Annotated in this window: 25 protein-coding genes; 9 read left to right on the top strand and 16 right to left on the bottom strand. The window is 63.1% G+C overall.

The features are described 5' to 3' along the window. The first annotated feature begins 174 nt into the window (after positions 1-174). Positions 175-792 carry a hypothetical protein gene (locus JQ628_RS29785; RefSeq protein WP_212228766.1) on the top strand — a complete coding sequence of 206 codons (618 nt, stop codon included), beginning with the start codon at positions 175-177 and terminating at the stop codon, positions 790-792. On the opposite strand, the gene glcF is transcribed toward JQ628_RS29785, so the two are convergent. Together glcF and JQ628_RS29775 are read right to left on the bottom strand one after the other, a co-directional pair. Then, a complete protein-coding gene (glcF, locus tag JQ628_RS29780) occupies positions 793-2106 on the bottom strand; it encodes a glycolate oxidase subunit GlcF (RefSeq protein ID WP_212228764.1) in 1314 nt (437 codons plus the stop codon). Beyond that, positions 2103-3338, bottom strand: coding sequence for an FAD-binding protein (locus JQ628_RS29775; RefSeq protein ID WP_212228762.1), 1236 nt, complete (start codon positions 3336-3338; stop codon positions 2103-2105). Before JQ628_RS29775 ends, glcF begins: the two co-directional genes overlap by 4 nt. Positions 3339-3666: 328 nt before the next feature. On the opposite strand from JQ628_RS29775, the gene JQ628_RS29770 reads away from it, so the two are divergent. Together JQ628_RS29770 and JQ628_RS29765 are read left to right on the top strand one after the other, a co-directional pair. Then, the gene (locus JQ628_RS29770) at positions 3667-4005 is read left to right on the top strand and encodes a putative quinol monooxygenase (protein WP_212228760.1); all 339 of its coding nucleotides are present in this window, start codon (positions 3667-3669) and stop codon (positions 4003-4005) included. A gap of 1090 nt (positions 4006-5095) precedes the next feature. Next, positions 5096-5299, top strand: coding sequence for a cold-shock protein (locus tag JQ628_RS29765; RefSeq protein WP_212228758.1), 204 nt, complete (start codon positions 5096-5098; stop codon positions 5297-5299). Between the two features lie 124 nt (positions 5300-5423). Here JQ628_RS29765 and JQ628_RS29760 read toward each other — a convergent pair whose 3' ends face one another. Beyond that, a complete protein-coding gene (locus JQ628_RS29760; protein WP_212228756.1) occupies positions 5424-6917 on the bottom strand; it encodes an FAD-linked oxidase C-terminal domain-containing protein in 1494 nt (497 codons plus the stop codon). Positions 6918-7292: 375 nt separating this feature from the next. On the opposite strand from JQ628_RS29760, the gene cycA reads away from it, so the two are divergent. Then, the gene (cycA, locus tag JQ628_RS29755; RefSeq protein ID WP_212228754.1) at positions 7293-7676 is read left to right on the top strand and encodes a cytochrome c-550 CycA; all 384 of its coding nucleotides are present in this window, start codon (positions 7293-7295) and stop codon (positions 7674-7676) included. Positions 7677-7967: 291 nt separating this feature from the next. Here the strand turns inward: cycA and JQ628_RS29750 are convergent, their stop codons facing one another. The 4 genes from JQ628_RS29750 to JQ628_RS29735 all read right to left on the bottom strand — a co-directional run bounded on the left by JQ628_RS29750 (position 7968) and on the right by JQ628_RS29735 (position 10976). Further along, positions 7968-8849 (bottom strand): AraC family transcriptional regulator, encoded by an 882-nt coding sequence (locus JQ628_RS29750; protein WP_212228752.1) that lies wholly within the window; start codon positions 8847-8849, stop codon positions 7968-7970. A gap of 93 nt (positions 8850-8942) precedes the next feature. After that, the gene (locus JQ628_RS29745; RefSeq protein WP_212228750.1) at positions 8943-9467 is read right to left on the bottom strand and encodes an SRPBCC domain-containing protein; all 525 of its coding nucleotides are present in this window, start codon (positions 9465-9467) and stop codon (positions 8943-8945) included. Then, complete coding sequence (locus tag JQ628_RS29740; RefSeq protein WP_212228741.1) at positions 9445-9810, bottom strand: ArsR/SmtB family transcription factor; 366 nt, start codon at positions 9808-9810, stop codon at positions 9445-9447. The genes JQ628_RS29745 and JQ628_RS29740 overlap by 23 nt, the downstream gene beginning before the upstream one ends. A gap of 185 nt (positions 9811-9995) precedes the next feature. Then, the gene (locus JQ628_RS29735; RefSeq protein WP_212228739.1) at positions 9996-10976 is read right to left on the bottom strand and encodes an alpha/beta fold hydrolase; all 981 of its coding nucleotides are present in this window, start codon (positions 10974-10976) and stop codon (positions 9996-9998) included. Between the two features lie 263 nt (positions 10977-11239). Between JQ628_RS29735 and JQ628_RS29730 the strand changes: the two genes are divergently transcribed. Continuing rightward, positions 11240-11416, top strand: coding sequence for a hypothetical protein (locus JQ628_RS29730; RefSeq protein ID WP_212228737.1), 177 nt, complete (start codon positions 11240-11242; stop codon positions 11414-11416). 116 nt (positions 11417-11532) lie between these two features. On the opposite strand, the gene JQ628_RS29725 is transcribed toward JQ628_RS29730, so the two are convergent. From JQ628_RS29725 to JQ628_RS29705, 5 genes are all read right to left on the bottom strand, one after another. Continuing rightward, the gene (locus JQ628_RS29725; protein ID WP_212228736.1) at positions 11533-11793 is read right to left on the bottom strand and encodes a hypothetical protein; all 261 of its coding nucleotides are present in this window, start codon (positions 11791-11793) and stop codon (positions 11533-11535) included. A 92-nt stretch (positions 11794-11885) separates the two neighbouring features. Next, positions 11886-12545 (bottom strand): tetratricopeptide repeat protein, encoded by a 660-nt coding sequence (locus tag JQ628_RS29720; RefSeq protein WP_212228735.1) that lies wholly within the window; start codon positions 12543-12545, stop codon positions 11886-11888. A gap of 93 nt (positions 12546-12638) precedes the next feature. Next, a complete protein-coding gene (gene ykgO, locus JQ628_RS29715; RefSeq protein WP_006611362.1) occupies positions 12639-12764 on the bottom strand; it encodes a type B 50S ribosomal protein L36 in 126 nt (41 codons plus the stop codon). Between the two features lie 317 nt (positions 12765-13081). Continuing rightward, positions 13082-13531 carry a MaoC family dehydratase gene (locus tag JQ628_RS29710; RefSeq protein ID WP_212228734.1) on the bottom strand — a complete coding sequence of 150 codons (450 nt, stop codon included), beginning with the start codon at positions 13529-13531 and terminating at the stop codon, positions 13082-13084. Between the two features lie 12 nt (positions 13532-13543). Then, a complete protein-coding gene (locus JQ628_RS29705) occupies positions 13544-14020 on the bottom strand; it encodes a MaoC family dehydratase (RefSeq protein WP_212228733.1) in 477 nt (158 codons plus the stop codon). 104 nt (positions 14021-14124) lie between these two features. On the opposite strand from JQ628_RS29705, the gene JQ628_RS29700 reads away from it, so the two are divergent. From JQ628_RS29700 to JQ628_RS29685, 4 genes are read left to right on the top strand one after another with little or no spacing between them, the layout of a single operon-like run. Continuing rightward, positions 14125-15009 (top strand): amidohydrolase family protein, encoded by an 885-nt coding sequence (locus JQ628_RS29700; RefSeq protein WP_212228732.1) that lies wholly within the window; start codon positions 14125-14127, stop codon positions 15007-15009. A 36-nt stretch (positions 15010-15045) separates the two neighbouring features. Then, the gene (locus JQ628_RS29695) at positions 15046-15894 is read left to right on the top strand and encodes a dienelactone hydrolase family protein (RefSeq protein WP_212228731.1); all 849 of its coding nucleotides are present in this window, start codon (positions 15046-15048) and stop codon (positions 15892-15894) included. Further along, the gene (locus tag JQ628_RS29690) at positions 15891-16634 is read left to right on the top strand and encodes a haloacid dehalogenase type II (protein WP_212228728.1); all 744 of its coding nucleotides are present in this window, start codon (positions 15891-15893) and stop codon (positions 16632-16634) included. The genes JQ628_RS29695 and JQ628_RS29690 overlap by 4 nt, the downstream gene beginning before the upstream one ends. A 3-nt stretch (positions 16635-16637) precedes the next feature. Beyond that, the gene (locus tag JQ628_RS29685) at positions 16638-17120 is read left to right on the top strand and encodes a YbaK/EbsC family protein (RefSeq protein WP_212228718.1); all 483 of its coding nucleotides are present in this window, start codon (positions 16638-16640) and stop codon (positions 17118-17120) included. On the opposite strand, the gene JQ628_RS29680 is transcribed toward JQ628_RS29685, so the two are convergent. From JQ628_RS29680 to JQ628_RS29665, 4 genes are all read right to left on the bottom strand, one after another. Next, positions 17117-17494 (bottom strand): cysteine rich repeat-containing protein, encoded by a 378-nt coding sequence (locus JQ628_RS29680; RefSeq protein WP_249128585.1) that lies wholly within the window; start codon positions 17492-17494, stop codon positions 17117-17119. The two genes, JQ628_RS29685 and JQ628_RS29680, sit on opposite strands and share 4 nt — an antisense overlap. Positions 17495-17618: 124 nt before the next feature. Then, positions 17619-18608 carry a tripartite tricarboxylate transporter substrate binding protein gene (locus JQ628_RS29675; protein ID WP_212228714.1) on the bottom strand — a complete coding sequence of 330 codons (990 nt, stop codon included), beginning with the start codon at positions 18606-18608 and terminating at the stop codon, positions 17619-17621. A gap of 44 nt (positions 18609-18652) precedes the next feature. Further along, positions 18653-19150 (bottom strand): TPM domain-containing protein, encoded by a 498-nt coding sequence (locus tag JQ628_RS29670; RefSeq protein WP_212228711.1) that lies wholly within the window; start codon positions 19148-19150, stop codon positions 18653-18655. A 1-nt stretch (position 19151) separates the two neighbouring features. Beyond that, positions 19152-20039: a TPM domain-containing protein gene (locus JQ628_RS29665; RefSeq protein ID WP_212228695.1), complete on the bottom strand. Its 888-nt coding sequence runs from the start codon at positions 20037-20039 to the stop codon at positions 19152-19154. Between the last annotated feature and the right edge of the window lie 14 nt (positions 20040-20053).

Here is a 20053-nt window from a genome sequence, read left to right as displayed (position 1 = left end):
CGATCCCCATCTATTGCAAGAACAGCCGGGCCTCATTGCCCCTAGACCGGTGAAGACCGACTGCAACCAAATCTCGCGGATCAATCTGAAACCTGCTCACCACACAGTGAAGTGAAAAAAACAAGCACTTGCCGCCTTTTTAGGCGTTTTCGCCTTTCTGTCGCAGGTAGTTGGATGGTGTTGCATTCTCACCACAATTTTTCGGGGTTTCGCGCGCGGGTTGCGGTGAATCGCGACCAGAAATCAACAGCCCCGCGTGCGGCAAGACCGAATCGAAGTGCTGGTAGAAGTCGGATCGACGGCCCGATGCCGCGGGGGCTCGAACGCGAAAGGCCGCAGCGTCTCCGCTACGGCCTTTGCGAAACGAGCGTCCCGCTGATTGGTCAGCGTCAGTTGTGGTCGCCACCATCCGACGATGACGATCCCCATGACGGGGCGGGTGTGGGCGTGGCCCAGCTCGGCGCAGGAGCCGATTCAGCTTCAGGCTCCGGAGCAGGTGCCGGCGCGGGCTTGGGTGCCGCGGCCTTTTTCGGAGCGCTCTTCCTGGCCGCCTTCTTCGCTGCTTTCTTTGGCGCAGCCTTCTTCGCTTTCTTGGCGGATTTCTTTGCGGCCTTCTTCGCCGACTTCTTCGCAACCTTCTTGGCGGACTTCTTTGCCGACTTCTTCTTTTTCGCCGCTACGGCCTTCTTGGCTTTCTTAGCCTTCTTGGCCTTCTTCGACTTCTTCGCCATCGTATTCATCCTCCTGTTGCCGCCGATCGAAGAACTACCGAACGCCGCGTGGCGCCGATGATCAGTTCAGTCCCGGCCGAGGGCCTCCTGTCGCCCAATCGAGAAGCTCAATCGTATGCACCACAGGAACTGACGTGCCACCGGCAATCTGCACCATGCAACCAATATTGCCAGCAGCGATCATATCCGGCTCGACCTTCGCGATATTGGCGACCTTGCGATCGCGCAATCTGTTCGCAATGTCGGGCTGGAGGATGTTGTAGGTCCCCGCCGAACCGCAACACAAATGGCTCTCGGGTACATCTTTCACCACGAATCCATTCTTGGAAAGCAATTCTTTCGGAGCCTGTGTGATTTTCTGCCCGTGCTGGAGCGAACAAGCGGAGTGATAGGCGACCTTGATGTCGCCGTGCTGGCCGCTTGGCCGCAGCTCGATGCCGCTGAGATACTCGGTGATGTCCTTGGCAAGCGCCGAGATCCGAGCGGCCGGGGCTGCGTATTCCTGGTCTTCGCGCAGCAGGTAGCCATAGTCCTTGATGACGGTGCCGCAGCCCGACGTCGTCACCAGGATGGCATCGAGGCCGCCACTCTCGGCCTCCTTCCGCCAGACATCGATGTTGGCCCGCGCCCGCGCCAGCGCATCGCCATCATGGCCGAGATGATGGGTCAGCGCGCCGCAGCATTGCTCGTCCTTGACCAGCACCACCTCGATGCCGTGGCGCGTCAGCACGTTGATCGCAGCCTTGTTGATGCGCGGCGCCAGCACCTGCTGGGCGCAGCCTTGCAGTAGCGCGACCCTTCCGCGGCGCCCGCCGAGAGCCGCAAAGACGCTGCCGGGAGCGGCTCCGGGCGGCGGCAGGCGGCCTGGCGAGAGGGCCAGCATCGCCTTGATACGCTTCAATAAACCCGGCGTTGGCGAAGCCGCCGGCGTCGGCAGGAAGGAGCTCAGCGGCCGCCCTATCCGCGCAAGCCACATGCTGGCGCGGAACCAGCCGGGCCGCGGCAATACGAAGGCGAGCACCGCGCGCAGCAGCCGTTCCGTCAGCGGCCGCGAATAGTCACGCTCGATCCGCACGCGCGCCTGATCGACCAGATGCATGTAGTTCACGCCGGACGGACAGGTGGTCATGCAGGCGAGGCACGACAGGCAGCGGTCGATATGCTTGACCACTTCGGCCGTCGGCGGCCGGTCTTTCTCCAGCATCTCCTTGATCAGGTAGATGCGCCCGCGCGGGCTGTCGAGCTCGTCGCCGAGCAGCACATAGGTCGGACAGGTCGCGGTGCAGAAGCCGCAATGGACGCAGGCCCGCAGGATCTTGTCGGCTTCCGCGATGTCGGGATCGGCGAGTTGCGCCAGTGAGAATTCGGTTTTCATGTCGCAGTTCCCCGCGCCATCCGGCCGCGGTTGAGAATGTTCTTCGGATCGAAGCTGGCGCGGACCCGCTCGCCCAGTGCGGCAACGCCAGCCGCCTGTGGATGAAATACGTCAATGTGGCGGCGTACCTCGTCGGACGCGCGAATCAGGGTGGCATGTCCGCCGGCGGCATCGACGCGCTGACGCAGCAACGCGGCCTGCGCGTCCGGCTTCGGCGGCAGCGCCGCCCAGATCAGGCCGCCGCCCCAATCATAGATCACGTCGCCGCCGCTTTCACGCGCGAGCGCCTGGCCGAGCGCGCCGCCCGAGGCCGGCGGACAGACGATCCGCCACACCGGCCAGGCACCGAGCGGGCCGCTTGCCGCGAACGGCAGCACGTCGCGGATCGAGTTCCAGACCGCTGCCGACGCGTCGTCCTCGAGCGGTTCCGCAGCGCCGAATGGTGCGATCAGCGCGGTGAGCGAGGCCGCGCGATGCGTCACTGACGCTCCGATACCCTCGAGCCGCAGCAGGGTGACCGCCTGCCCTGCTCCCAATCCCGCCAGCGCACTGGAGGCCGTGCGGAACGCCGAACCGGGCAGGTGCGCCGCGCCGGACACATCGAAGGGCGAGCCGAGCGCCGCCGTCATCGCCTTGTTGGCGGTGATGTCGTCGAGCCCGCGCAGCAGCAGCGTGCGCTCGCTCTCCGGCCGCGGCATCACCTTCAGCGTCACCTCGGTCATGACCGCGAGCGTGCCCCAGGAGCCGGCCAGGAGCTTGCAGAGGTCGTAGCCGGTGACGTTCTTCACCACCTTGCCGCCGGTCTTGAAGCTGTCGCCGAAGCCGCTCACGGCATGGGCGCCGAGCAGATGGTCGCGGGCGCCCCCTGCCTTGATGCGGCGCGGCCCCGCAAGACCGGCCCCGATCATGCCGCCGACGGTGCCGATATCAGGCGTGCCGAGCAGCGGCGCGGTATCCATCGGATCGAAGGCGAACTGCTGGTTCTTCGAATCGATCAGCGATTTGACGTCGGCGAGCGGCGCGCCCGCCTGCACCGTGATGATCAGTTCGTTCGGCTCGTAAGAGGTGACCGCATTCAGCGCCGACAGGTCGAGCACCGCATTGGTCGCCATCCGCTGGCCGATTCCGCGCTTGCTGCCATGGCCGATGATTTCGAGCGGCTGCTCGCTGGCAACAGCCGCGCGCACCACCTGCTCCACGTCCTTGGCATCGCGTACCCTGAGAGTTTCCACGCCGTCTTACGCTCCTACCGGTGGTGCGTTTGTCGCAGCCATCCGAACTCCACGCCATCCTTCTAAAGGCGTGGCTAACGGGCACAAGTGGCAGGCCCGCGGGGGGTCATGGCGGGTCTGGACACAAATCTCGAAAACAACCCCATGCACAGTAGGAAACAGTCCCCGCCCCGGCACTTACGCCTCGCTCCCGGAGCGCGAGCGGTCAATGCGCGTCGCTGCATCACACTTCGAGCGATATCGAAGCATTAACGACAACCATTCGCTATCTGTCGAATTGTACTTGTCGTCGCGTCCATGGCGACGACTGAAACAGCGGAGAAAGCTCATGGGTCGATATGCCATCAACGAACGAACCATCAGTGAAGCCGTCGCCGGCGGTGGATTGCTGGTGGTCGCGCAATGGGAAGCCAAGGACGGACAGGCCGACCGCATCGCCGATATTCTGTCGCGCTTCCTGCCCGAGGCGCAGCGCGAACCCGGCGCAAAGATGTTCCTGATCTCACGGGCGAAGGAAAACCCGGCGCAGTTCCTGTTCTACGAGCTGTTCCGGGATGAAGCCGCCTTCAAGGCGCATCAGGAGAGCGAGCACTTCAAGACCTATATCGCCGGCGAAGCGTTGCCGCTGCTCGCCAAACGCGAGCGCATGCAATACGCGCTGATCTAGTCCCGCGCATGCGGGAAAAAGATCGCGTTTCTCAACGGTCGGCCAGACGACCTATTGAGCAAGGTCGACGGTGCCGCGGCTCGCCCCGCGGCAAACGGCTGGCTGGGCGATGAGTGCCGGTTGCAATGCTCAAACTCGCCTGATGCGACGGACGGAATCGAACTGATGCGGGGGCGATTCGAAATGATATGGAGCCACTGCAAATCCCGCCCCGCACCCACCGCAGAACATTTCCTTGGTCAATGACCGTCGTCGGCCTCCAACAAGGCAGGGTGATGAGCAGTCAGGGCATCGCTCTGTATTGAGCGAGGCAATGATCCATTGGTAGTCCGGATGGTCATCCCTGATGAACTCCCCATACTTCTGCGGCAAACGCGATACGTACGTTCCATCGGCAGCGAAATTGCCATCTTGCGGGACGGAGCCAGCAGTTGGAGCGATCGGGTCACGGCGGTGGGTCAAGCGGGCAATCTCGCATTGTGGCGAGGCGAGGCGACGTGCAATTTGCTAAATTACCGTCGAGATCGATGGGAGCGAGCGAAGCAAAGCTCCGATTGATCGTTCCCTCGAAGTGGCTCCGACCTCCACACAACCTAAAGATACAATTTTGTCAATTTTCGTGCTGAACCTGGAAACGTCATTCGGACATTTCTCGGCTCAATACTCGTATTTGGATCATTGGCGCCGACGTGGAACACCGGCACGCACACATTCCTTACACGTCTGAATCCGAGAACATTTGCGGATGCCAGCGGTTTCGTCGCCTGCGCCAACAGGCTTCGCTCGCTCATACCGCCTCAAAGAAGGACGACGGTCAGCCGGATGGGTGAGGGGTAATTTGCAACCCAGCAATGAAAAAACCAGAGGTTGAAAGTCAGCCCAAACTAGCGTCCGCTCACACCACTCTGCGCTTATCCGGAAAGGCCGCCGTTGTAGCCCCGGCGGCGGCCTTACTTTCCTCCCCCGCAACCTCAAGGCCGTTCTCTTCAGGGCGGCCTCTTTTTGAAGCCAGCGGGTCATGTTGCCGGGCCTATTTTCGCCGGAATTCCGGTACCACCATTGCGTGTGTTATGGAATCAAGGAGAATGACGTGGCGATAGGTACGGTGAAGTGGTTCAACGCGACCAAGGGCTATGGATTCATTCAGCCCGACACTGGCGGCAAGGACGTGTTCGTCCATATCTCGGCTGTTGAAAAAGCAGGTTTGAGCGACCTGAGAGAAGGCGTGAAGGTTAGCTACGAAGTCGTAGCTAGCCGCGGCAAAGAGTCCGCTGAAAACCTCAGGGTAGGTTGATAGCGCCCTCGGAGCTCGAAATCTGACCTCCTGGCGGCCGGCCTCAAAGCGCCCATGCAGTTCCTGGTCCCCGATATGGTCCAAAGGACGGTGAGAACGGCCGACGGGAGATCCTGCCGAGCTCTCAGAACCGCGGGATATCCGGAAACGCCAGCTTGCCGCCGTGCACGTGCACGCGGCCGAGCTCGGCGCAGCGGTGCAGGGTCGGAAACACCTTTCCGGGATTGAGCAGGCCCTGCGCGTCGAAGGCGCATTTCAGGCGCTGCTGCTGGTTGAGGTCGATCTCCGAGAACATTTCCGGCATCAGGTCCCGCTTCTCGACGCCGACACCGTGTTCGCCGGTCAAGACGCCGCCGAGCTCGACGCAGCAGCGCAGGATGTCGGCGCCAAAGGCTTCGGCGCGGTCCATCTCGCCGGGCTTGTTGGCGTCATACAGGATCAGCGGATGCAAATTGCCGTCGCCGGCATGGAAGACGTTGGCAACGCCAAGACCGTATTTTTCGGAAAGCTCGCGGATGCGGGTCAGCGCCTTCGGCAGCGCGCCGCGCGGGATGGTGCCGTCCATGCAGAGGTAATCGGGAGAGATGCGCCCGACCGCCGGAAACGCCGCCTTGCGGCCGGCCCAGAACAGGTTGCGCTCGGTCTCGCTGGTGGAAATCTGGCACGTCACCGAGCCGCAGCCCTGTGCGATTGCCTCGACGCGCTTGATCAGTTCGTCCACTTCAATGCTCGGTCCGTCGAGTTCGATGATCAGCAGCGCCTCGACATCGAGCGGATAGCCGGCGTGAACAAAGGCCTCGGCCGCGTGGATCGCGGGCTTGTCCATCATCTCCATGCCGCCCGGAATGATGCCGGCGCCGATGATGCGCGCGACGCACTCCCCGGCCGCCTCGACCTCGGCAAAGCCGACCATCAGCGCCCGCGCCGTCTCCGGCTTCTGGAGGATGCGCACCGTGATCTCGGTGATGACGCCGAGCAGGCCCTCGGAGCCGGTGATGATGCCCATCAGGTCGTAGCCGGCATTTTCCGCCGACTTGCCGCCGATCCGCAGGATCTCGCCGCTCATCAGCACGATCTCGCAGCCGAGCACGTTGTTGGTGGTCATGCCGTATTTCAGGCAATGCACGCCCCCGGAATTTTCCGCGACATTGCCGCCGATCGAGCAGGCGATCTGCGAGGACGGGTCGGGCGCGTAGTAGAAGCCGGCATGCGCGACGGCCTGGCTGATCGCAAGATTGGTGACGCCGGGCTCCGTCACCACCACGCGGTTGTCGAAATCGATCTCGCGGATGCGCTTGAACTTGCCGAGCCCCAGCAGCACGCCGTCGGCCAGCGGCAGCGCGCCGCCCGACAGCGAGGTGCCGGAGCCGCGCGGCACCACCTTGATGCCCTGCTCGCTGCAATATTTCAGAACCTTCGACACCTGCTCGGTGGTATCGGGCAGCACCACGACCATTGGCGGCTGGCGGTAGGCCATCAGCCCGTCGGACTCGTAAGGCAGCATTTCGGCCGGCGTGTCGATCACGCCCTCGCCCGGCACGATCGCGCGCAAGGCCGCCACGATGGCGTCGCGGCGGTCGAGCACCGCCTGATCCGATGCCGGCATCATGATGGCCATGCGAAAATCCTCCGGGCCCACGAACTAGCGATTTGTATTGGCAAATCAAGCACGTCTACCGGGGCTTGGGTAGATCATCCAAAGGTTGGATTGCCACGCCAGAGCGTGATGACGCAAATCGTCATCACGCTCTATCTTTTTGTTTGAGCATGATCTTTTCGGAAAACCGGTGCCCACTTTTCCGGATCATGCTTTTGTTTGAGCATGATCTTTCGGAAAACCGGTGCCCACTTTTCCGGATCATGCTCTGGACGCGATCAGTTCCCTCTGGGACAAGTCTGCAATGGTGAAACCTGTCAAAGTTTCGTGGCTTGTCCACCGCAAGCCGGCCATGCCACAAGCACCACGCCATCATCCGGGAAAAATGAGAAGCACATGAAGATATTGACTTTGGGCGCCCTGATCGTCGTTGCCTCGTCCGCCACCGCAATGGCGCAGGACGTCGCCGCCGGAAAGACCTCGTTCAACAAATGCCTGGCCTGCCACGCCATCGGCGAAGGCGCCAAGAACAAGGTCGGCCCGGAACTCAACGGACTCGATGGCCGCCATTCCGGCAAAGTTGACGGCTACAACTATTCCGACGCCAACAAGAATTCCGGCATTACCTGGAACAAGGAAACCTTCCTCGAATATATCAAGGATCCGAAGGCAAAGATTCCCGGCACCAAGATGGTGTTCGCCGGCATCAAGAACGAGAACGAGGCGAACAACCTCTGGGCCTTCCTCTCGCAGTTCGACAAGGACGGCAAGACGAAGTGACGGCGCCTGCGGCGAGGCTGTGAGCCCATACAGATCGGGATTGGGTGGATAGCGGCCTGTCCGTTTCCTGCGATCGGCAGGGACAGGCCGCCGTCAGAGGTGTGAGCGAGCCCGGCCTTCATGGTTCGAGACGCGCCGCGAGCGGCGCTCCTCACCATGAGGGTCCAGGATTTCAGCCGCGAAACAAGACCTCATCCTGAGGAGCGCGCATCGCGCGCGTCTCGAGGGATGGCCGCAAGGATGTCGCCTCATCAAATCCCCTATGTGCGATAGCCCTACCGTCAGAGGGCGCTATTTCAGCGGCAAGAACAGTTCCGCGACCGTCTCATGCTCCGGCACCTCCGGGAAGAAGCTCAGCCGCTGACAATAGATCGGGAAGTCGCGCGCTTCCTCGCCGCTGGCCGGAAGCCAGTCGCGATAAAGGTAAAGCGCGGCGGGCTCCAGATTGTCGGTGTTGCCAACGACGCGCAGCACCGCGCAGCGTCCGCCGGGAATCTCGCCGGCCTTGATCTGCTCGCCGTTCGCCTCGATCGGCTGGTTGGTCCCGACACAAAGGTCCACGCTATAGTCGGCAGGCGATGCAGGACGCCGCTCGGAACGCCAGACATTGAAGGTCGGATTTGTCCTGGGGTGCAGGCCAGCGGCCTTGCGCCACGCGATGAAGCGCTGGATGGTGGCGCCGAGCGTCGCCGGGTCGCCCCGGTGCTCCATGATCGCCACTGGCGTCGGGGGCACATCGCGAATCGTCACGTCTTCCGTGGTGAAAGTCTTCTGCATGAGCTTGCTCCTCGCGTTGTCGAGAGGCCCGAAGGCCGCAAGCCACGGCTCCCAGTCGGGAGACTTCCGGAACGACGAAGGCGATTGTCCGAACCGTTGCCGAAAGGCGCGTGCGAAGGCGTCCGGTGCGTCGTAACCGGCATCCATCGCTATATCCGTGACGCTTTCGGCATCCCTGTAGGCCAGCCGGTATGAAGCGCGCTTCATGCGGGCAAGCTGGATATAGCGATGCACGGACAGCCCGAAGGTCGCCGTGAACTGCCGGTGGAAATGATATTTCGACCAGGCTGCGACGCTGCTCAGCACGTCCAGGTCCAGGTCGTCGTCCAGATGCCGGTCGATGTGATCCAGCACCCGTTGCATCCGGGCATGGTAGTTTTGAAGCGCCGCCTTCATCGTCCTCCTCCGTGGCGGCTCCAGTTAGTCGCTGACGGCCATAATGTGCTCGACCGATCTTGCGGTTTGGCATGGCCGGCCGCGAAATCGACTTCATGACCGCCCTACGCTCCCGCCCAGGGTGACGAGAAGCTGGTCCAGTTGCTCGAACTGCTCGGGCATCGCATCGGCCGCGCCGTTGCCGGCGGCGTCGAGCGCTTCCTTCGACGCATAGAGCTCGCGCACGGTCACCCGGGTCTCTCCATTCCGCTCGTCGAAGGTCACCGTGGTCACGGATCCGGCGTCCCCGTTTTCGTCATTGCTCCAGACGAGGCGGGAGTACGGCGTGACTTCGACGTATTTGCCGTAGAACGCCATGGGGTCGGGCGCGGCGGGGTGCTTGATCTCCAGGCGATAGCCGCCGCCGGTGCGAACATCCATCTCGCAGGAGAGCAGGGTCATGCCCATCGACTTCGGAATCCACCATTGCCTGAAGAGCTCGGGGCGCGTGAATGCCTCGAACACCAGGTGGGCGGGCGCCTGAACGATTCGCGTGACCAGTGTCTCGCGATCGGAGCTGCGCTCCACCGTCGTGCGGTTCTTCCCGGAAGTGGGATCACTCTCTCTTCTTTCGTCCATCGGCCTTCTCCTTCCGTTTCAGTTCCTCGATAACCTTGTCCAGTTCGTCGAAGCGTGCGGTCCAGAGTTGGCGGTATCTCTCGATCCATGCCGCCTCGTCCTCCAGCCGGCGCAGGCCCAGCTTGCAGGTCCGCACGCGCCCGACCTTCTCCGTGATGACGAGCCCCGCCTGCTCCAGGACGCCAACGTGCTTCTTCATGCCCGTGAGGGTCATGCGGAACTTCTCGGCAAGGTCCGTGATCGAAGCGTCTGCATGTCCGAGTTGCTCCAGAACGCCGCGTCGGGTGGCGTCCGAGAGCGCGGCGAACGAGGCATCGAGGCGGGTTTTCGCATACTGAACCATGTGGTTCAGTATCTAGCGCACGGATTGGCGGCATGCAAGAGGAAGCTGCGCGCGGAGTTGCCGGACGCTTTCATTGCCAAATACAGATTCGATCGACTCGCCGACGCTCAGGTCCCAAGCCGCCACACCCGCCGCCAATTTCTCGCCATGATGCAGCTCGCCTCGTTGCGGCCGTGGCTGCGCGCTTACGGGTCTACGGCCTGGTTGGCCGCGCCGGCGGACGCGGTGGTCGTGGTGACGGCTTTGGCCGTGGCCTCGATCTCGGCAATCACGAGATCGGGCGCCGCGTACTGGATCATGTGGCCGACGCCAGGCAGGACGATCAACTTTGTGTTCTGCGCGGTCTTCGCCAGCGGCTGGGAATGGATGTGGGTCGACACGGTCTTGTCGACATCGCCGGCGATGATCGTGATCGGAGCGGTGACGTCGGCATAGCGCGGCGCCTGCTCCGCCATTGCCGCGCGCAGCGTCACCAGATCGGTGGCGTTGGCGACGAACTCGCGCGGGCGCAGCAGCAAACGCGTCGCGGTATCCTTCACGAAACCGTCCGGCATCGCCTGCGGAGCGAACACACCGCCGGCGCCGGAATCGGCGAGCCATAGGCCGAGCGGCAATGTGACGGTGTGTGCGAGCAGCGGACCGATCACCGGCGTGGTCACCACGTAGTTGTATCGGCCGACACCGCCGGGCCAGGGATAGGCGACCGGCGCCAGCATCACGAGACCCGCGACACGATCGGGATAATCGAGCGCGATGCGCAAGCCGAGCGCGCCGCTCCAGGAATGCACCACAATGATCGCCCGCTCCACACCGAGCTTTCGCAGCGCCTCGTCGATCATGCGGGCCTGCAGGCCCGGGGTTGAATCCGAAAGCTGCTCGCGTGTGCTCCAGCCATGGCCGGGGCGATCGATCAGGATCACGCGATGCGTCTTCGCAAGGCGCTCGCCGACCGGCCGCCGCATCACCTCAAGGTTGGAGCTCGCGCCATGCAGCATCACGATCGGCACGTCCGCATCGCGCGGCCCGATATCGAGGACGTGCAGCGTCGCGCCGGAGACCTCGACCATGCGGCCTTGCGGCGGGTGGGCACGCTGCACGGCGAAGACGCCGGCCTGCGTGATCAGCGCCAGCACCGCCAGCGCCGCCACCACGGACAGGATTACCATTGAGATGTTCCGGAGGGGTTTGGGCACCTGCGAGCTACGAGCCTGGCGCATAGCGGTTTCGCCGGGTTTTCCACAAAACGCGGGGCCTGTGGATAGTGGGTCATACGCCCGTCATTGGCCACTTTATACATTCCCCGCCGTTATTTCGGCTACGCGGCGGCCTCAACCGATCACGTCTGCCTGTTGTCCGGCGCCATCCACTGAATCCACAGGAACGGAACCGGATGAAGCAGATTTGTAAGGCGGGTAACGGAGGAACTTCAATGTTTAACAATCTCAGCGAAGCCGCGATCGACCGCATCGTGGCCGCCTGCAATGGCGATCTGCGCGGTGCGGTAAAGGCCCTGCTGCTGGTCAACGAGCAGTTGGAAGCCGAGCTTGCGCAGCTTTATGCGGTGACCGGCGTGGTCGCCGAGCGCAGCAACCAGCGTCTGCACTAGAGCAGGATGACTTTTCTTCGAATCGTCATCCGCTCTATCTTTTTGTTTGAGCATGATCTTTTCGGAAAACCGGTGTCCACTTTTCCGGATCATGCTCTAGGTATTGATCCGGACCGTCAGTTGTCGGCTTTGGGCTCTTCCTTGGGGCAGGCGCTGATCGTCGAACGCGCCAGCTTGGCGTCGTCGAGCGATCCGTAGGGCCCGGTTCCGAACCAATATCCCGTCGAGTAGGCGCCGCCCTCGTAGATGACGGGATTGCTGGTGACGATGTCGCACTTGCCGTTGGCGCGGTTGCCGACCACCCAATAGCCCTGCTGGGCAAAGCAGGCCGTTCCGAACCCGATGCTCATGATGCCGGCGAGCAGCAAGCTTTTCATAATTTTCGCTCCTACACGCGTATCCCGCAATGTAAGTCGCGCGGCAGCCCGCACACAATCGCCGTCAGCATCTGGTGGTTAACAGGCGCGTATCAGATATCGCGGCCTTCTACCTTTTCGGTAAGGGTTTTCACCAGCTCCGGCACTTTTTCCAGGTACGGATTGACCGCGAGCGCCTTGCGGAACGCTTCCAGCGCGCGCTTGTCGTCGCCGAGATCCTGCATGATCATACCGAGTCCGGCCAGTGCCCCAAAATGCCGGGGCTCGCGGATCAGCACCTGCTGAATGTCTTCCAGCGAGTGGCGGTAGTCGTTCTTCAGGTAGTAGAGCGTCGCCCGGCGATTCCACGCCTCGACATAATCGGGGCGCAGCTTCACGATGGAGTCCAGCAGCTTCAGCGCGACGTCGACGTTCTTGGCGTCCATCGCCGCCTTGGCGCGCGTCATCAGGAGTGCCGCAGTGTCGCTCGGCGTCTGCATCCATTGCGCCCAGATCCGCGCCTCGACGTGACGGGCGCTGGCCTCATCGGGCGCGGCCTTCAGCGCGCCGAACAGGAAGTCGATGCCCTTGCCGCGATCGGCGCCGACCTTGGGCAGCTTGGCAGGCGCTTCCGGCAGCTTCTTTTTGCTGTCCTTCGGCGGCACGACGCGAGGGTCGTTCTGCGCGAACGAAGCTGCCGGCATGGCTGCGATCAAGGCCGCTGCGAACAGTGCCGGTAGGGTGTTCCGGAGGGTCGGGAATCTCAACGCCATAAGCGAAGTCTAGACGCAGAAAATCGCGCTGCAAAGCGGCGCGACCTCAAACGGACGTGAGAAGATAAGGCCGAAAGGCGCTTGGCCGAGCAATCAGCCCTGGCGCGCCTTGAAGCGGCGCTGAACCTTGTTGATCACATAGACCCGGCCCTTGCGGCGGACCAGACGGTTGGCGCGATGGCGGCCGCGCAGCGATTTCAGCGAGTTACGGACCTTCATGGGACAATCCTGATTGCTTCCAAAGGCCGTGCTGGACAGGCCGAAATTGGCGAAAAAGGGATTTTGCCCGCCGGCGGCCATGCCGCCCGGGACGGGGCGGTTTCTAGGGCATGGTGGGTCCAGATGTCAACCGAAAGGGACGGATATGGCTGTTTTGGACCAGATCGGAACTTTCCCCCCGTCACCCTGAGGTGCGCGCCTTGGCGCGCCTCGAAGGGCGCACGGCCCGCCTGTGGCCGATTCATCCTTCGAGGCTCGCCCAGCGGTGCAAGTGCACCGCAAGGCTCGCGCCTCAGGCTGACGGGTCAAGGGCGGAATCACTGGCAGAACAAATCCAGCGGGAACTCGACCATGGCCTCGCCCGTGGCGACCTTCTCGCCGCGCTGGTTCTTCACCACCACGTCGATCAGCACCCAGCGCGATTTGCCGGTCGACTGCTTGGCCTTGATGATGCCGGAGGGCCGGATGGTGTCGCCGGGTTTGACCGGCTTGACCCAGCGCGTCTCCAGGCGGCGGTGGATGGCGCCGGCCGGGTACGCCCAGTCGGTGATCATGCGCGAGATCAGGCCGAAATTGTTCATGCCGTGCATGATCACGCCGCCGAACTGGGTCTTGCCGAAACTGCCCTTCATGTAGTCGTCGTCGAGATGCAGCGGGTTGTAGTCGAGCGAGGCATCGCAGAACAGGCGGATGGATTCGCGGGAGACCGAAAATTGCGGCCCGTCGATGGTGTCGCCGGCGGAAAGGCTGTCGAACGTGGTCGTCATTGCGCTCTCCCCTCAAGCCGGCCGAATCGTCCAGCCGCGGCCGGAACAGATTACGTCGCCCTTTTGATTGAAGAAGACGTTGTCGTGCACCACGAACAACCTTTCGCGCTTGATGAACTTGTCGAGCGCGCGGGCTTGCAGGGTGATGACGTCACCCGGCCGCGCCGGGACGTTGTAGCTCCAGGATTGCCCGGCATTGACCGTGCCGGGCGAGCGCATCCAGTCGTCGGCCGGCGTGCAGGAGAACATCAGCATGATGTGGATCGACGGCGGCGCGATCAGCCCGCCATAGCGCGTGGTCTTCGCGTAAGCCTCGTCGAAATAGAGGGGATGGGTCTCGCCGACCGATTTGCAGTAGAGCTCGATCGCTTCCTTTGTCAGCGTGTAGGGAATCGTCTTGCGCGGCTCGCCGGGAACGATCTCGTCCCAGACCTTGCGCAGATTGGCGTCTTTCCAGAAATCGGTCTCGAAGGCTTGCGCCTGCGCCATGCCGTCCTCCCGCTTTTCGACGGTTATCCCGCCTTGCGAAATTCGTTATATGGTATAATCAATTTTCGGAAGCCGAAAATCAAGCCATCCGCGACGAGGAAACCATGCCCAAGCTGAAGCTGCCCGACATCGAAAAGGTCGTCGCGATCGACATCCATACCCATGCCGAAGAGCCGTGCGGGCTGCACGCCGACGACGGCTATGACGATTTCCAGGAGCGCATGGCGGAATATTTCAAGTCGCCGAACAAGCATCCGCCGACCGTGCCGGAAACCGCGGCCTACTACCGCTCGAAGAATATCGCCGCGGTGATCTTTCCGGTCGATGCCGAGCGCGAGACCGGTTTCCGCCGCTACAACAATTACGAGATGCTCGAGGTCGCCTCCGATAATCTCGATGTGCTGATCCCGTTCGTCAGCATCGATCCGCACAAGGGCAAGCTGGGCGTGCGCGAGGCGCGCAAGCTGATCGAGGAATACGGCGTGCGCGGCTTCAAATTCCACCCCACCATGCAGGGCTTCTACGCCAACGACCGCATGGCCTATCCGCTCTATGAAGCGATCAACGACGGCGGCGCCATCGCGCTGTTCCATACCGGCCAGACCGGCGTCGGCAGCGGCATGCCCGGCGGCATGGGCATGCGCCTGAAATATTCCAACCCGATGTATATGGACGACGTCGCGGCGGACTTTCCGGATCTGAAGATCATCCTCGCCCATCCCTCCTTCCCCTGGCAGGAGGAGGCGCTGTCGGTCGCGACCCACAAGCCGAACGTCTATATCGATCTCTCCGGATGGTCGCCGAAATATTTTCCGCCGATCCTGGTGCGCTACATCAACTCGATCCTACAGGACAAGATGCTGTTCGGCTCGGACTGGCCGGTGATCACGCCGGACCGCTGGCTTGCGGATTTTTCCAAGCTCGACATCCGCGAGGAGATCAGGCCGAAGGTGCTGAAGGCCAACGCGCGGAAGATTTTGGGCATCTAAGGGAGTATCATCGGCGGCAACTTCGCGAGGTGGTCCATGACGAGCTTCGCCAGATTTGCCGCCCTGCTCCTCTCGCTCCCGATCTGGAGCGCCGGCGCTGACCTTGCGCCGGCGGCCGACAGACCGCCACGCCTTGTCGAACTCGAAAGTCCGCTCTCGCAGGCGGGCCCGCAGGCATTGCAGGGTTTTCTGCGGTTGCCTGATGGTCCCGGGCCCTCGCCCGCGGTCGTGCTGCTCCACGGCTGTGGTGGCGCCTGGCGCGGGATCGACGAACGCTGGGGCAAACGACTTGCGGAGTGGGGCTACGTCACGCTGACCATCGACCGGTTCGGCACGCGCGGCATCACCAATGCCTGCACCGGCGGACTGCCGCCACAGACTCTGCACGATGCCTATCGCGCGCTGAATTTCCTTGTCGAGCAGTCATTGGTCGATCCGAGCCGCGTGGCCGTAGTGGGATTTTCGCAAGGCGCCATGTTGGCGCTGCTCTCCGTCGAACGCGGCCAGCTCGAGCGCAGCTCCAAGGAAAAATTCAGCGCGGCGGTCGGCTTCTATCCGCCCTGCCTCGGACTGAAGGGCAACATGACGGTGCCGACGCTAATCATGGTCGGCGAGCTCGACGACTGGACGCCGGCAAAGGAATGCCGCAACCTTGCCGAAGGCCGCGACGACTGGGGGATCTCGCGCGAACAGGGCAAGGGCGCTCCGATCGAGCTGATCGTGCATCCCGGCGCCTATCACGATTTCGACATCCCCGAATTCGCAACCCCGCGACAATTTCTTGGCCATCACCTCGAATTCAACCAGGCGGCGCTGGATCGCTCCATCGACGCGCTGCGCAAATTCCTGTATGCGACGATCGGCAACAAAGAGAAACAACCGTGACAATCAAAGCCGTCGTGTTCGATGCCTATGGCACGCTGTATGACATCCAGTCGGTGGCATCCGTCACCGAGGATGCGTTTCCCGGCTATGGCGAGATCATCACGCAGGTCTGGCGGATCAAGCAGCTCGAATATTCCTGGCTGCGCTCGCTGATGGGACGTTACCGGGATTTTTCTGCTGTTACGCGCGAGTCGCTCATCTACACGCTGCGCTGTCTCGGACTGACCTATGACGAAGCGGCGTTCGAGAGCATCATGGAAAAATACCTGCATCTCGATCTCTATCCGGATGCGCTTTCATCGCTCGCCGCCATGAAGGATCGCAAGCTTGCGATATTGTCCAACGGCAGTCCTGACATGCTGAACCCGCTGGTACGCAACACCGGGCTCGACCGCGTGCTTGACGCCACCATCAGCGTCGATGCAAACAAGATATTCAAGCCAAGCCCGGACGCCTACACCTTGATCGAATCCACCCTGAACGTGCCGCCTTCCGTGGTGTTGTTCATATCCTCCAATCCGTGGGACGTCTGCGGCGCAAAATCGTTCGGCCTGAACGTCGCCTGGATCGAACGCGTGACGCCGGAAGCGATGGCGCTCGCCTGCGTCGAGAGCGAGGTGCTGCCGCCGCTGACGATGTTCAAGGCGATCCGCACGCAGATGGACGAGCTGGGCTTTGAGCCGGACCATCGCATCCGCGCGCTGGCCGAGCTGCCCGCACTGGTTTCCCAGAGGTCATAGCGAATGAGCATCGAATCGGTCCGCGCCTTCTTCGCGGAGAAGGCGCCCGACATCTCCGTGATCGAATCCGGCATGAGCTCGGCGACCGTTGCGCTGGCCGCCGAAGCCTATGGCGTCGAGCCGGCGCGGATCGCCAAGACGCTGTCCCTGCGGGTCGGCGATCGCGTGGTGCTGATCGTGGCGGCCGGCACCGCGCGCATGGACAACAAGAAGGTGAAGGCGCTGTTCGGCGGCAAGCCAAAGATGCTCGGCCTCGACGAGGTCGCCGACATCACCGGCCATGAAGTCGGCGGCGTCTGTCCGTTCGGGCTGAAGACGCCGCTGCCGGTCTATTGCGATGTCTCGCTGAAGGCGTTCGACGTGGTGGTTCCCGCCGCCGGCTCCACCCACAGCGCGGTGAAGATCACGCCGGAGCGGATGGCGGAACTCACCGGTGCCGAATGGGTCGACGTCTGCCTGACGCCGGCCGACACGCAGCCCGCCTAATCCTCGTCGTCCTCGATATAGGGCCCGGGCTGCCTGTACTGCGGCTGTATGGGTTGCTGGTACTGCGGCTGCCGATATTGCGGCTGCTGGTACTGCGGCGATGGAGCGGAGCGTGCACGCGGTGCGGCCCGCGAGGCCTCCTGCTGGGCGTTGGTCTCGAACACCGCGCGGCAGCCGCTCGACAGGTTCGGCGTGTTTTGCCGCAGGCAGCTCACGATGCGGCCGGTATCGGGAACATGCTCGCTGCACAGACGCCAAACGTCGGGCGTGCAGGCCATCTGCTGTTCCCAGGTTCCGCGATATTCCTGCGCTTTGGCCGCGCCGGTTGCGGCAATCGACAGCGCAAGCGCAAGCACGATTCGTTGCGTTCTCATGCCGGGGTCCTTTCTGCTGGTAGAAGACTTTGTGGGCGCGCGTCTCGCGGCGCACACGCTTTCAGACCAGCAAATAAATCGGGCCGGACAAGGTTCTTGCCGCACAATAAAATGTGAAGGAGGCCTACTCCACCTTCCCAATTTTTTTCACCGCCGCGATCAGCCGCGCCGAGTCGGCCGCAACGAACTTTGAAAAATCGGGCGCATCGAGATAGGCAACCGGGCTGCCGGCGGTCTCGAAGGTCTTGACCACCTCCGGCGCCTTCACGGCTTGCGCCATCGCTTCGCGCAGCCGCGTCATGATCGGCGCGGGCAGCGCCGCCTGCGCGAACAGCCCGGCCCAGATGTAGAACTCGACATCCTTGTAGCCGAGCTCCTGGAAGGTCGGCAGGTTCGGAAAGCTGTCGATGCGCCTGGCGCCCCAATTGGCGAGCACCCGCATCTTGCCGTCGTCGACCTGCTGCTTGAGCGTGCCCGGCGCGGAGGCCAGCGCCTGCACCGTGCCGCCGAGCAAGGCGGTGAGCGCGGGACCGGCGCCGCGGAACGGCACATGCAACAACTTGATGCCGGCGCTCGCCGCGAACATCTCCATCGCGATATGCAGCGTGCCGTACGGTCCCGACGAACCATAGGGAATTTGTCCGGGCCGCGCCTTGGCGTCATCGACGAATTCCTGGAGCGTCTTCCACGGCGCGGAAGCCGGCACCGCCAGCAGCGTCGGATCGGCGAGCACGCGCGCGATCGGCGCGAATTGCGAGACTTCATAGGCCACCGGGCGATCGAACAGGCGGTCGGCTTCCGGCAGCACGGCTAGCGAGGACAATGTCATCAGCAGCGTGTGTCCGTCAGGCTCGGCGCGCGCGGCCGCAGCATTGCCGACCGATCCGCCGCCGCCGCCCGCGCGGTTGTCGACGATCACAGGCTTGCCGAGAATCTTCTCCAGCGCCAGCGCCACCGGCCGCGCCGCAAGATCGGCCTGGCCGCCGGCCGGGAACGGCACGATCATGGTGACGTTGCGCGAGGGATAGACGCCTTGCGCCGACGCGGTGTTGGCGAAGGCAGATTGTGCCAGCGGCAATGCGGCGGCGGCCTTGAGTAGTTCGCGGCGGTTCATGAGTGTTCTCTCCCGGGACGGTGTTTGTTTTGATTGACAGTAGCCTAAATCACCACCGGCGCATCCGGCAATTCGTTGCGGTCACCACCCTGCGCGGGGAAATGCTGCGCCATCAGGTGCGACACCGCTTCGATGCCCCTGATGACGCCGCGCTCGAAATCGCCCGCCCTGAAATCGCGTTCCATTTCCGTGCAGATCTTTTCCCAGCCGGCCGCGCCGACCTTGGCGTCGATGCCGCGGTCGGCAACGATCTCGAAATCGCGGTCGGCCAGCAGCAGATAGATCAGCACTCCGTTATTGTGCTCGGTGTCCCAGATGCGAAGCTGGGAGAAGATGTCCAGCGCGCGCTCGCGCGCCGGCTGGTTGCGGAACAGCGGCATGCCGTCGAGCGCGCCTTCGACCACAAAGCTGATCTCGCCGGAATGCGTCGCCTCGCTCGCCTTGATCGCCGCCTCGATCCGCGCCAGCACCGCGGGCGTGAAGATGCGCTTCAGGCGCCAGCGATGTTCGAGGAGATGCCTGCCGACACGCTTGATGCCCATGCTACCAGCTCCCCGATGCACCGCCGCCGCCAAAGCTGCCGCCGCCGCCGCTGAAGCCGCCGCTCGAGCTACCGCTGCTACTGCTGCTGCTCCAGTCGCTGCTGCGGCTGCTGCCACTCGACCAACTGCCACCGCCGCCCGCCCCGCTGCTGCCTCCCGACGGCACGAGATCAAAGAGCATCGTGAAGATGAACGCCAGCACGCCTACGGCCAGCGCCAGCGTCAAACTTCCAAACAGGAACCACGCGACCACAGCGAGAACGCCACCGGTCGCGCCGGCGCCGACCAGCCTCCCGAGCGCGCCACGCAAGATGCCGCTCACGGCGAGTGCGAACATGATCCAGAACGGATTGAACTGATCGAACAGATTGTCGCCGTCCCAATGCGCCGGCTCCGGCGCCGGCAGCTTTTCGCCGTTGACGACGCCGATCATCCGGTTGACGCCGGCCGAAATGCCGCCGGCAAAGTCCCCGCTCTTGAATTTCGGCGTGATCACCTCGTCGATGATGCGCTTGGTGGTGGCGTCGGTGAGCGCGCCCTCGAGGCCGTAGCCGACCTCGATGCGCAAGTGCCGGTCGTTTCTGGCGATGACCAGCAGCGCTCCGTCGTCGATCTTCTTGCGGCCGATCTTCCAGGCTTCCGCCACGCGCAGCGCGTACTGCTCGATCGGCTCGCCTTCCGTGGTCGGCACGATCAGCACCGCGATCTGGCTGCCCTTGCGGGTCTGAAGGTCCTGTAGCGTCTGCGTCAGCGAGGCGACGTCGCCGCTCGACAGCGTTCCGGTCCGGTCGACCACGCGCCCCGTAAGCGGCGGCACGGCCACCAGCGCCAAGGCCGGGGCGACCCAGCCCAGCAGCAGTGCAAGAACGAAGACTCTTGCAGCATTCATGGCAGCAGCCGCCC

The sequence above is a fragment of the Bradyrhizobium lablabi genome (assembly GCF_018129385.1).
In the GTDB taxonomy this organism is placed as follows: Bacteria; Pseudomonadota; Alphaproteobacteria; order Rhizobiales; family Xanthobacteraceae; genus Bradyrhizobium; species Bradyrhizobium lablabi_C.
Note: the sequence above shows the minus strand (reverse complement) of the source record. Positions and strands in the feature narration are given on the sequence as shown.

Bases quoted from the DNA above. Each gene is read 5' to 3' on its own strand.
- JQ628_RS29785 (WP_212228766.1), top strand. From the start codon at position 175: ATGGTGTTGCATTCTCACCACAATTTTTCGGGGTTTCGCGCGCGGGTT.
- JQ628_RS29750 (WP_212228752.1), bottom strand. From the start codon at position 8,849: ATGAAGGCGGCGCTTCAAAACTACCATGCCCGGATGCAACGGGTGCTG.
- JQ628_RS29740 (WP_212228741.1), bottom strand. From the start codon at position 9,810: ATGGTTCAGTATGCGAAAACCCGCCTCGATGCCTCGTTCGCCGCGCTC.
- JQ628_RS29695 (WP_212228731.1), top strand. From the start codon at position 15,046: ATGACGAGCTTCGCCAGATTTGCCGCCCTGCTCCTCTCGCTCCCGATC.
- JQ628_RS29725 (WP_212228736.1), bottom strand. From the start codon at position 11,793: ATGAAAAGCTTGCTGCTCGCCGGCATCATGAGCATCGGGTTCGGAACG.
- JQ628_RS29760 (WP_212228756.1), bottom strand. From the start codon at position 6,917: ATGGCCATCATGATGCCGGCATCGGATCAGGCGGTGCTCGACCGCCGC.
- JQ628_RS29700 (WP_212228732.1), top strand. From the start codon at position 14,125: ATGCCCAAGCTGAAGCTGCCCGACATCGAAAAGGTCGTCGCGATCGAC.
- JQ628_RS29745 (WP_212228750.1), bottom strand. From the start codon at position 9,467: ATGGACGAAAGAAGAGAGAGTGATCCCACTTCCGGGAAGAACCGCACG.
- JQ628_RS29675 (WP_212228714.1), bottom strand. From the start codon at position 18,608: ATGAACCGCCGCGAACTACTCAAGGCCGCCGCCGCATTGCCGCTGGCA.
- JQ628_RS29730 (WP_212228737.1), top strand. From the start codon at position 11,240: ATGTTTAACAATCTCAGCGAAGCCGCGATCGACCGCATCGTGGCCGCC.
- cycA (WP_212228754.1), top strand. From the start codon at position 7,293: ATGAAGATATTGACTTTGGGCGCCCTGATCGTCGTTGCCTCGTCCGCC.
- JQ628_RS29705 (WP_212228733.1), bottom strand. From the start codon at position 14,020: ATGGCGCAGGCGCAAGCCTTCGAGACCGATTTCTGGAAAGACGCCAAT.
- JQ628_RS29720 (WP_212228735.1), bottom strand. From the start codon at position 12,545: ATGGCGTTGAGATTCCCGACCCTCCGGAACACCCTACCGGCACTGTTC.
- ykgO (WP_006611362.1), bottom strand. From the start codon at position 12,764: ATGAAGGTCCGTAACTCGCTGAAATCGCTGCGCGGCCGCCATCGCGCC.
- JQ628_RS29710 (WP_212228734.1), bottom strand. From the start codon at position 13,531: ATGACGACCACGTTCGACAGCCTTTCCGCCGGCGACACCATCGACGGG.
- JQ628_RS29685 (WP_212228718.1), top strand. From the start codon at position 16,638: ATGAGCATCGAATCGGTCCGCGCCTTCTTCGCGGAGAAGGCGCCCGAC.
- JQ628_RS29735 (WP_212228739.1), bottom strand. From the start codon at position 10,976: ATGGTAATCCTGTCCGTGGTGGCGGCGCTGGCGGTGCTGGCGCTGATC.
- JQ628_RS29680 (WP_249128585.1), bottom strand. From the start codon at position 17,494: ATGAGAACGCAACGAATCGTGCTTGCGCTTGCGCTGTCGATTGCCGCA.
- JQ628_RS29670 (WP_212228711.1), bottom strand. From the start codon at position 19,150: ATGGGCATCAAGCGTGTCGGCAGGCATCTCCTCGAACATCGCTGGCGC.
- glcF (WP_212228764.1), bottom strand. From the start codon at position 2,106: ATGAAAACCGAATTCTCACTGGCGCAACTCGCCGATCCCGACATCGCG.
- JQ628_RS29665 (WP_212228695.1), bottom strand. From the start codon at position 20,039: ATGAATGCTGCAAGAGTCTTCGTTCTTGCACTGCTGCTGGGCTGGGTC.
- JQ628_RS29770 (WP_212228760.1), top strand. From the start codon at position 3,667: ATGGGTCGATATGCCATCAACGAACGAACCATCAGTGAAGCCGTCGCC.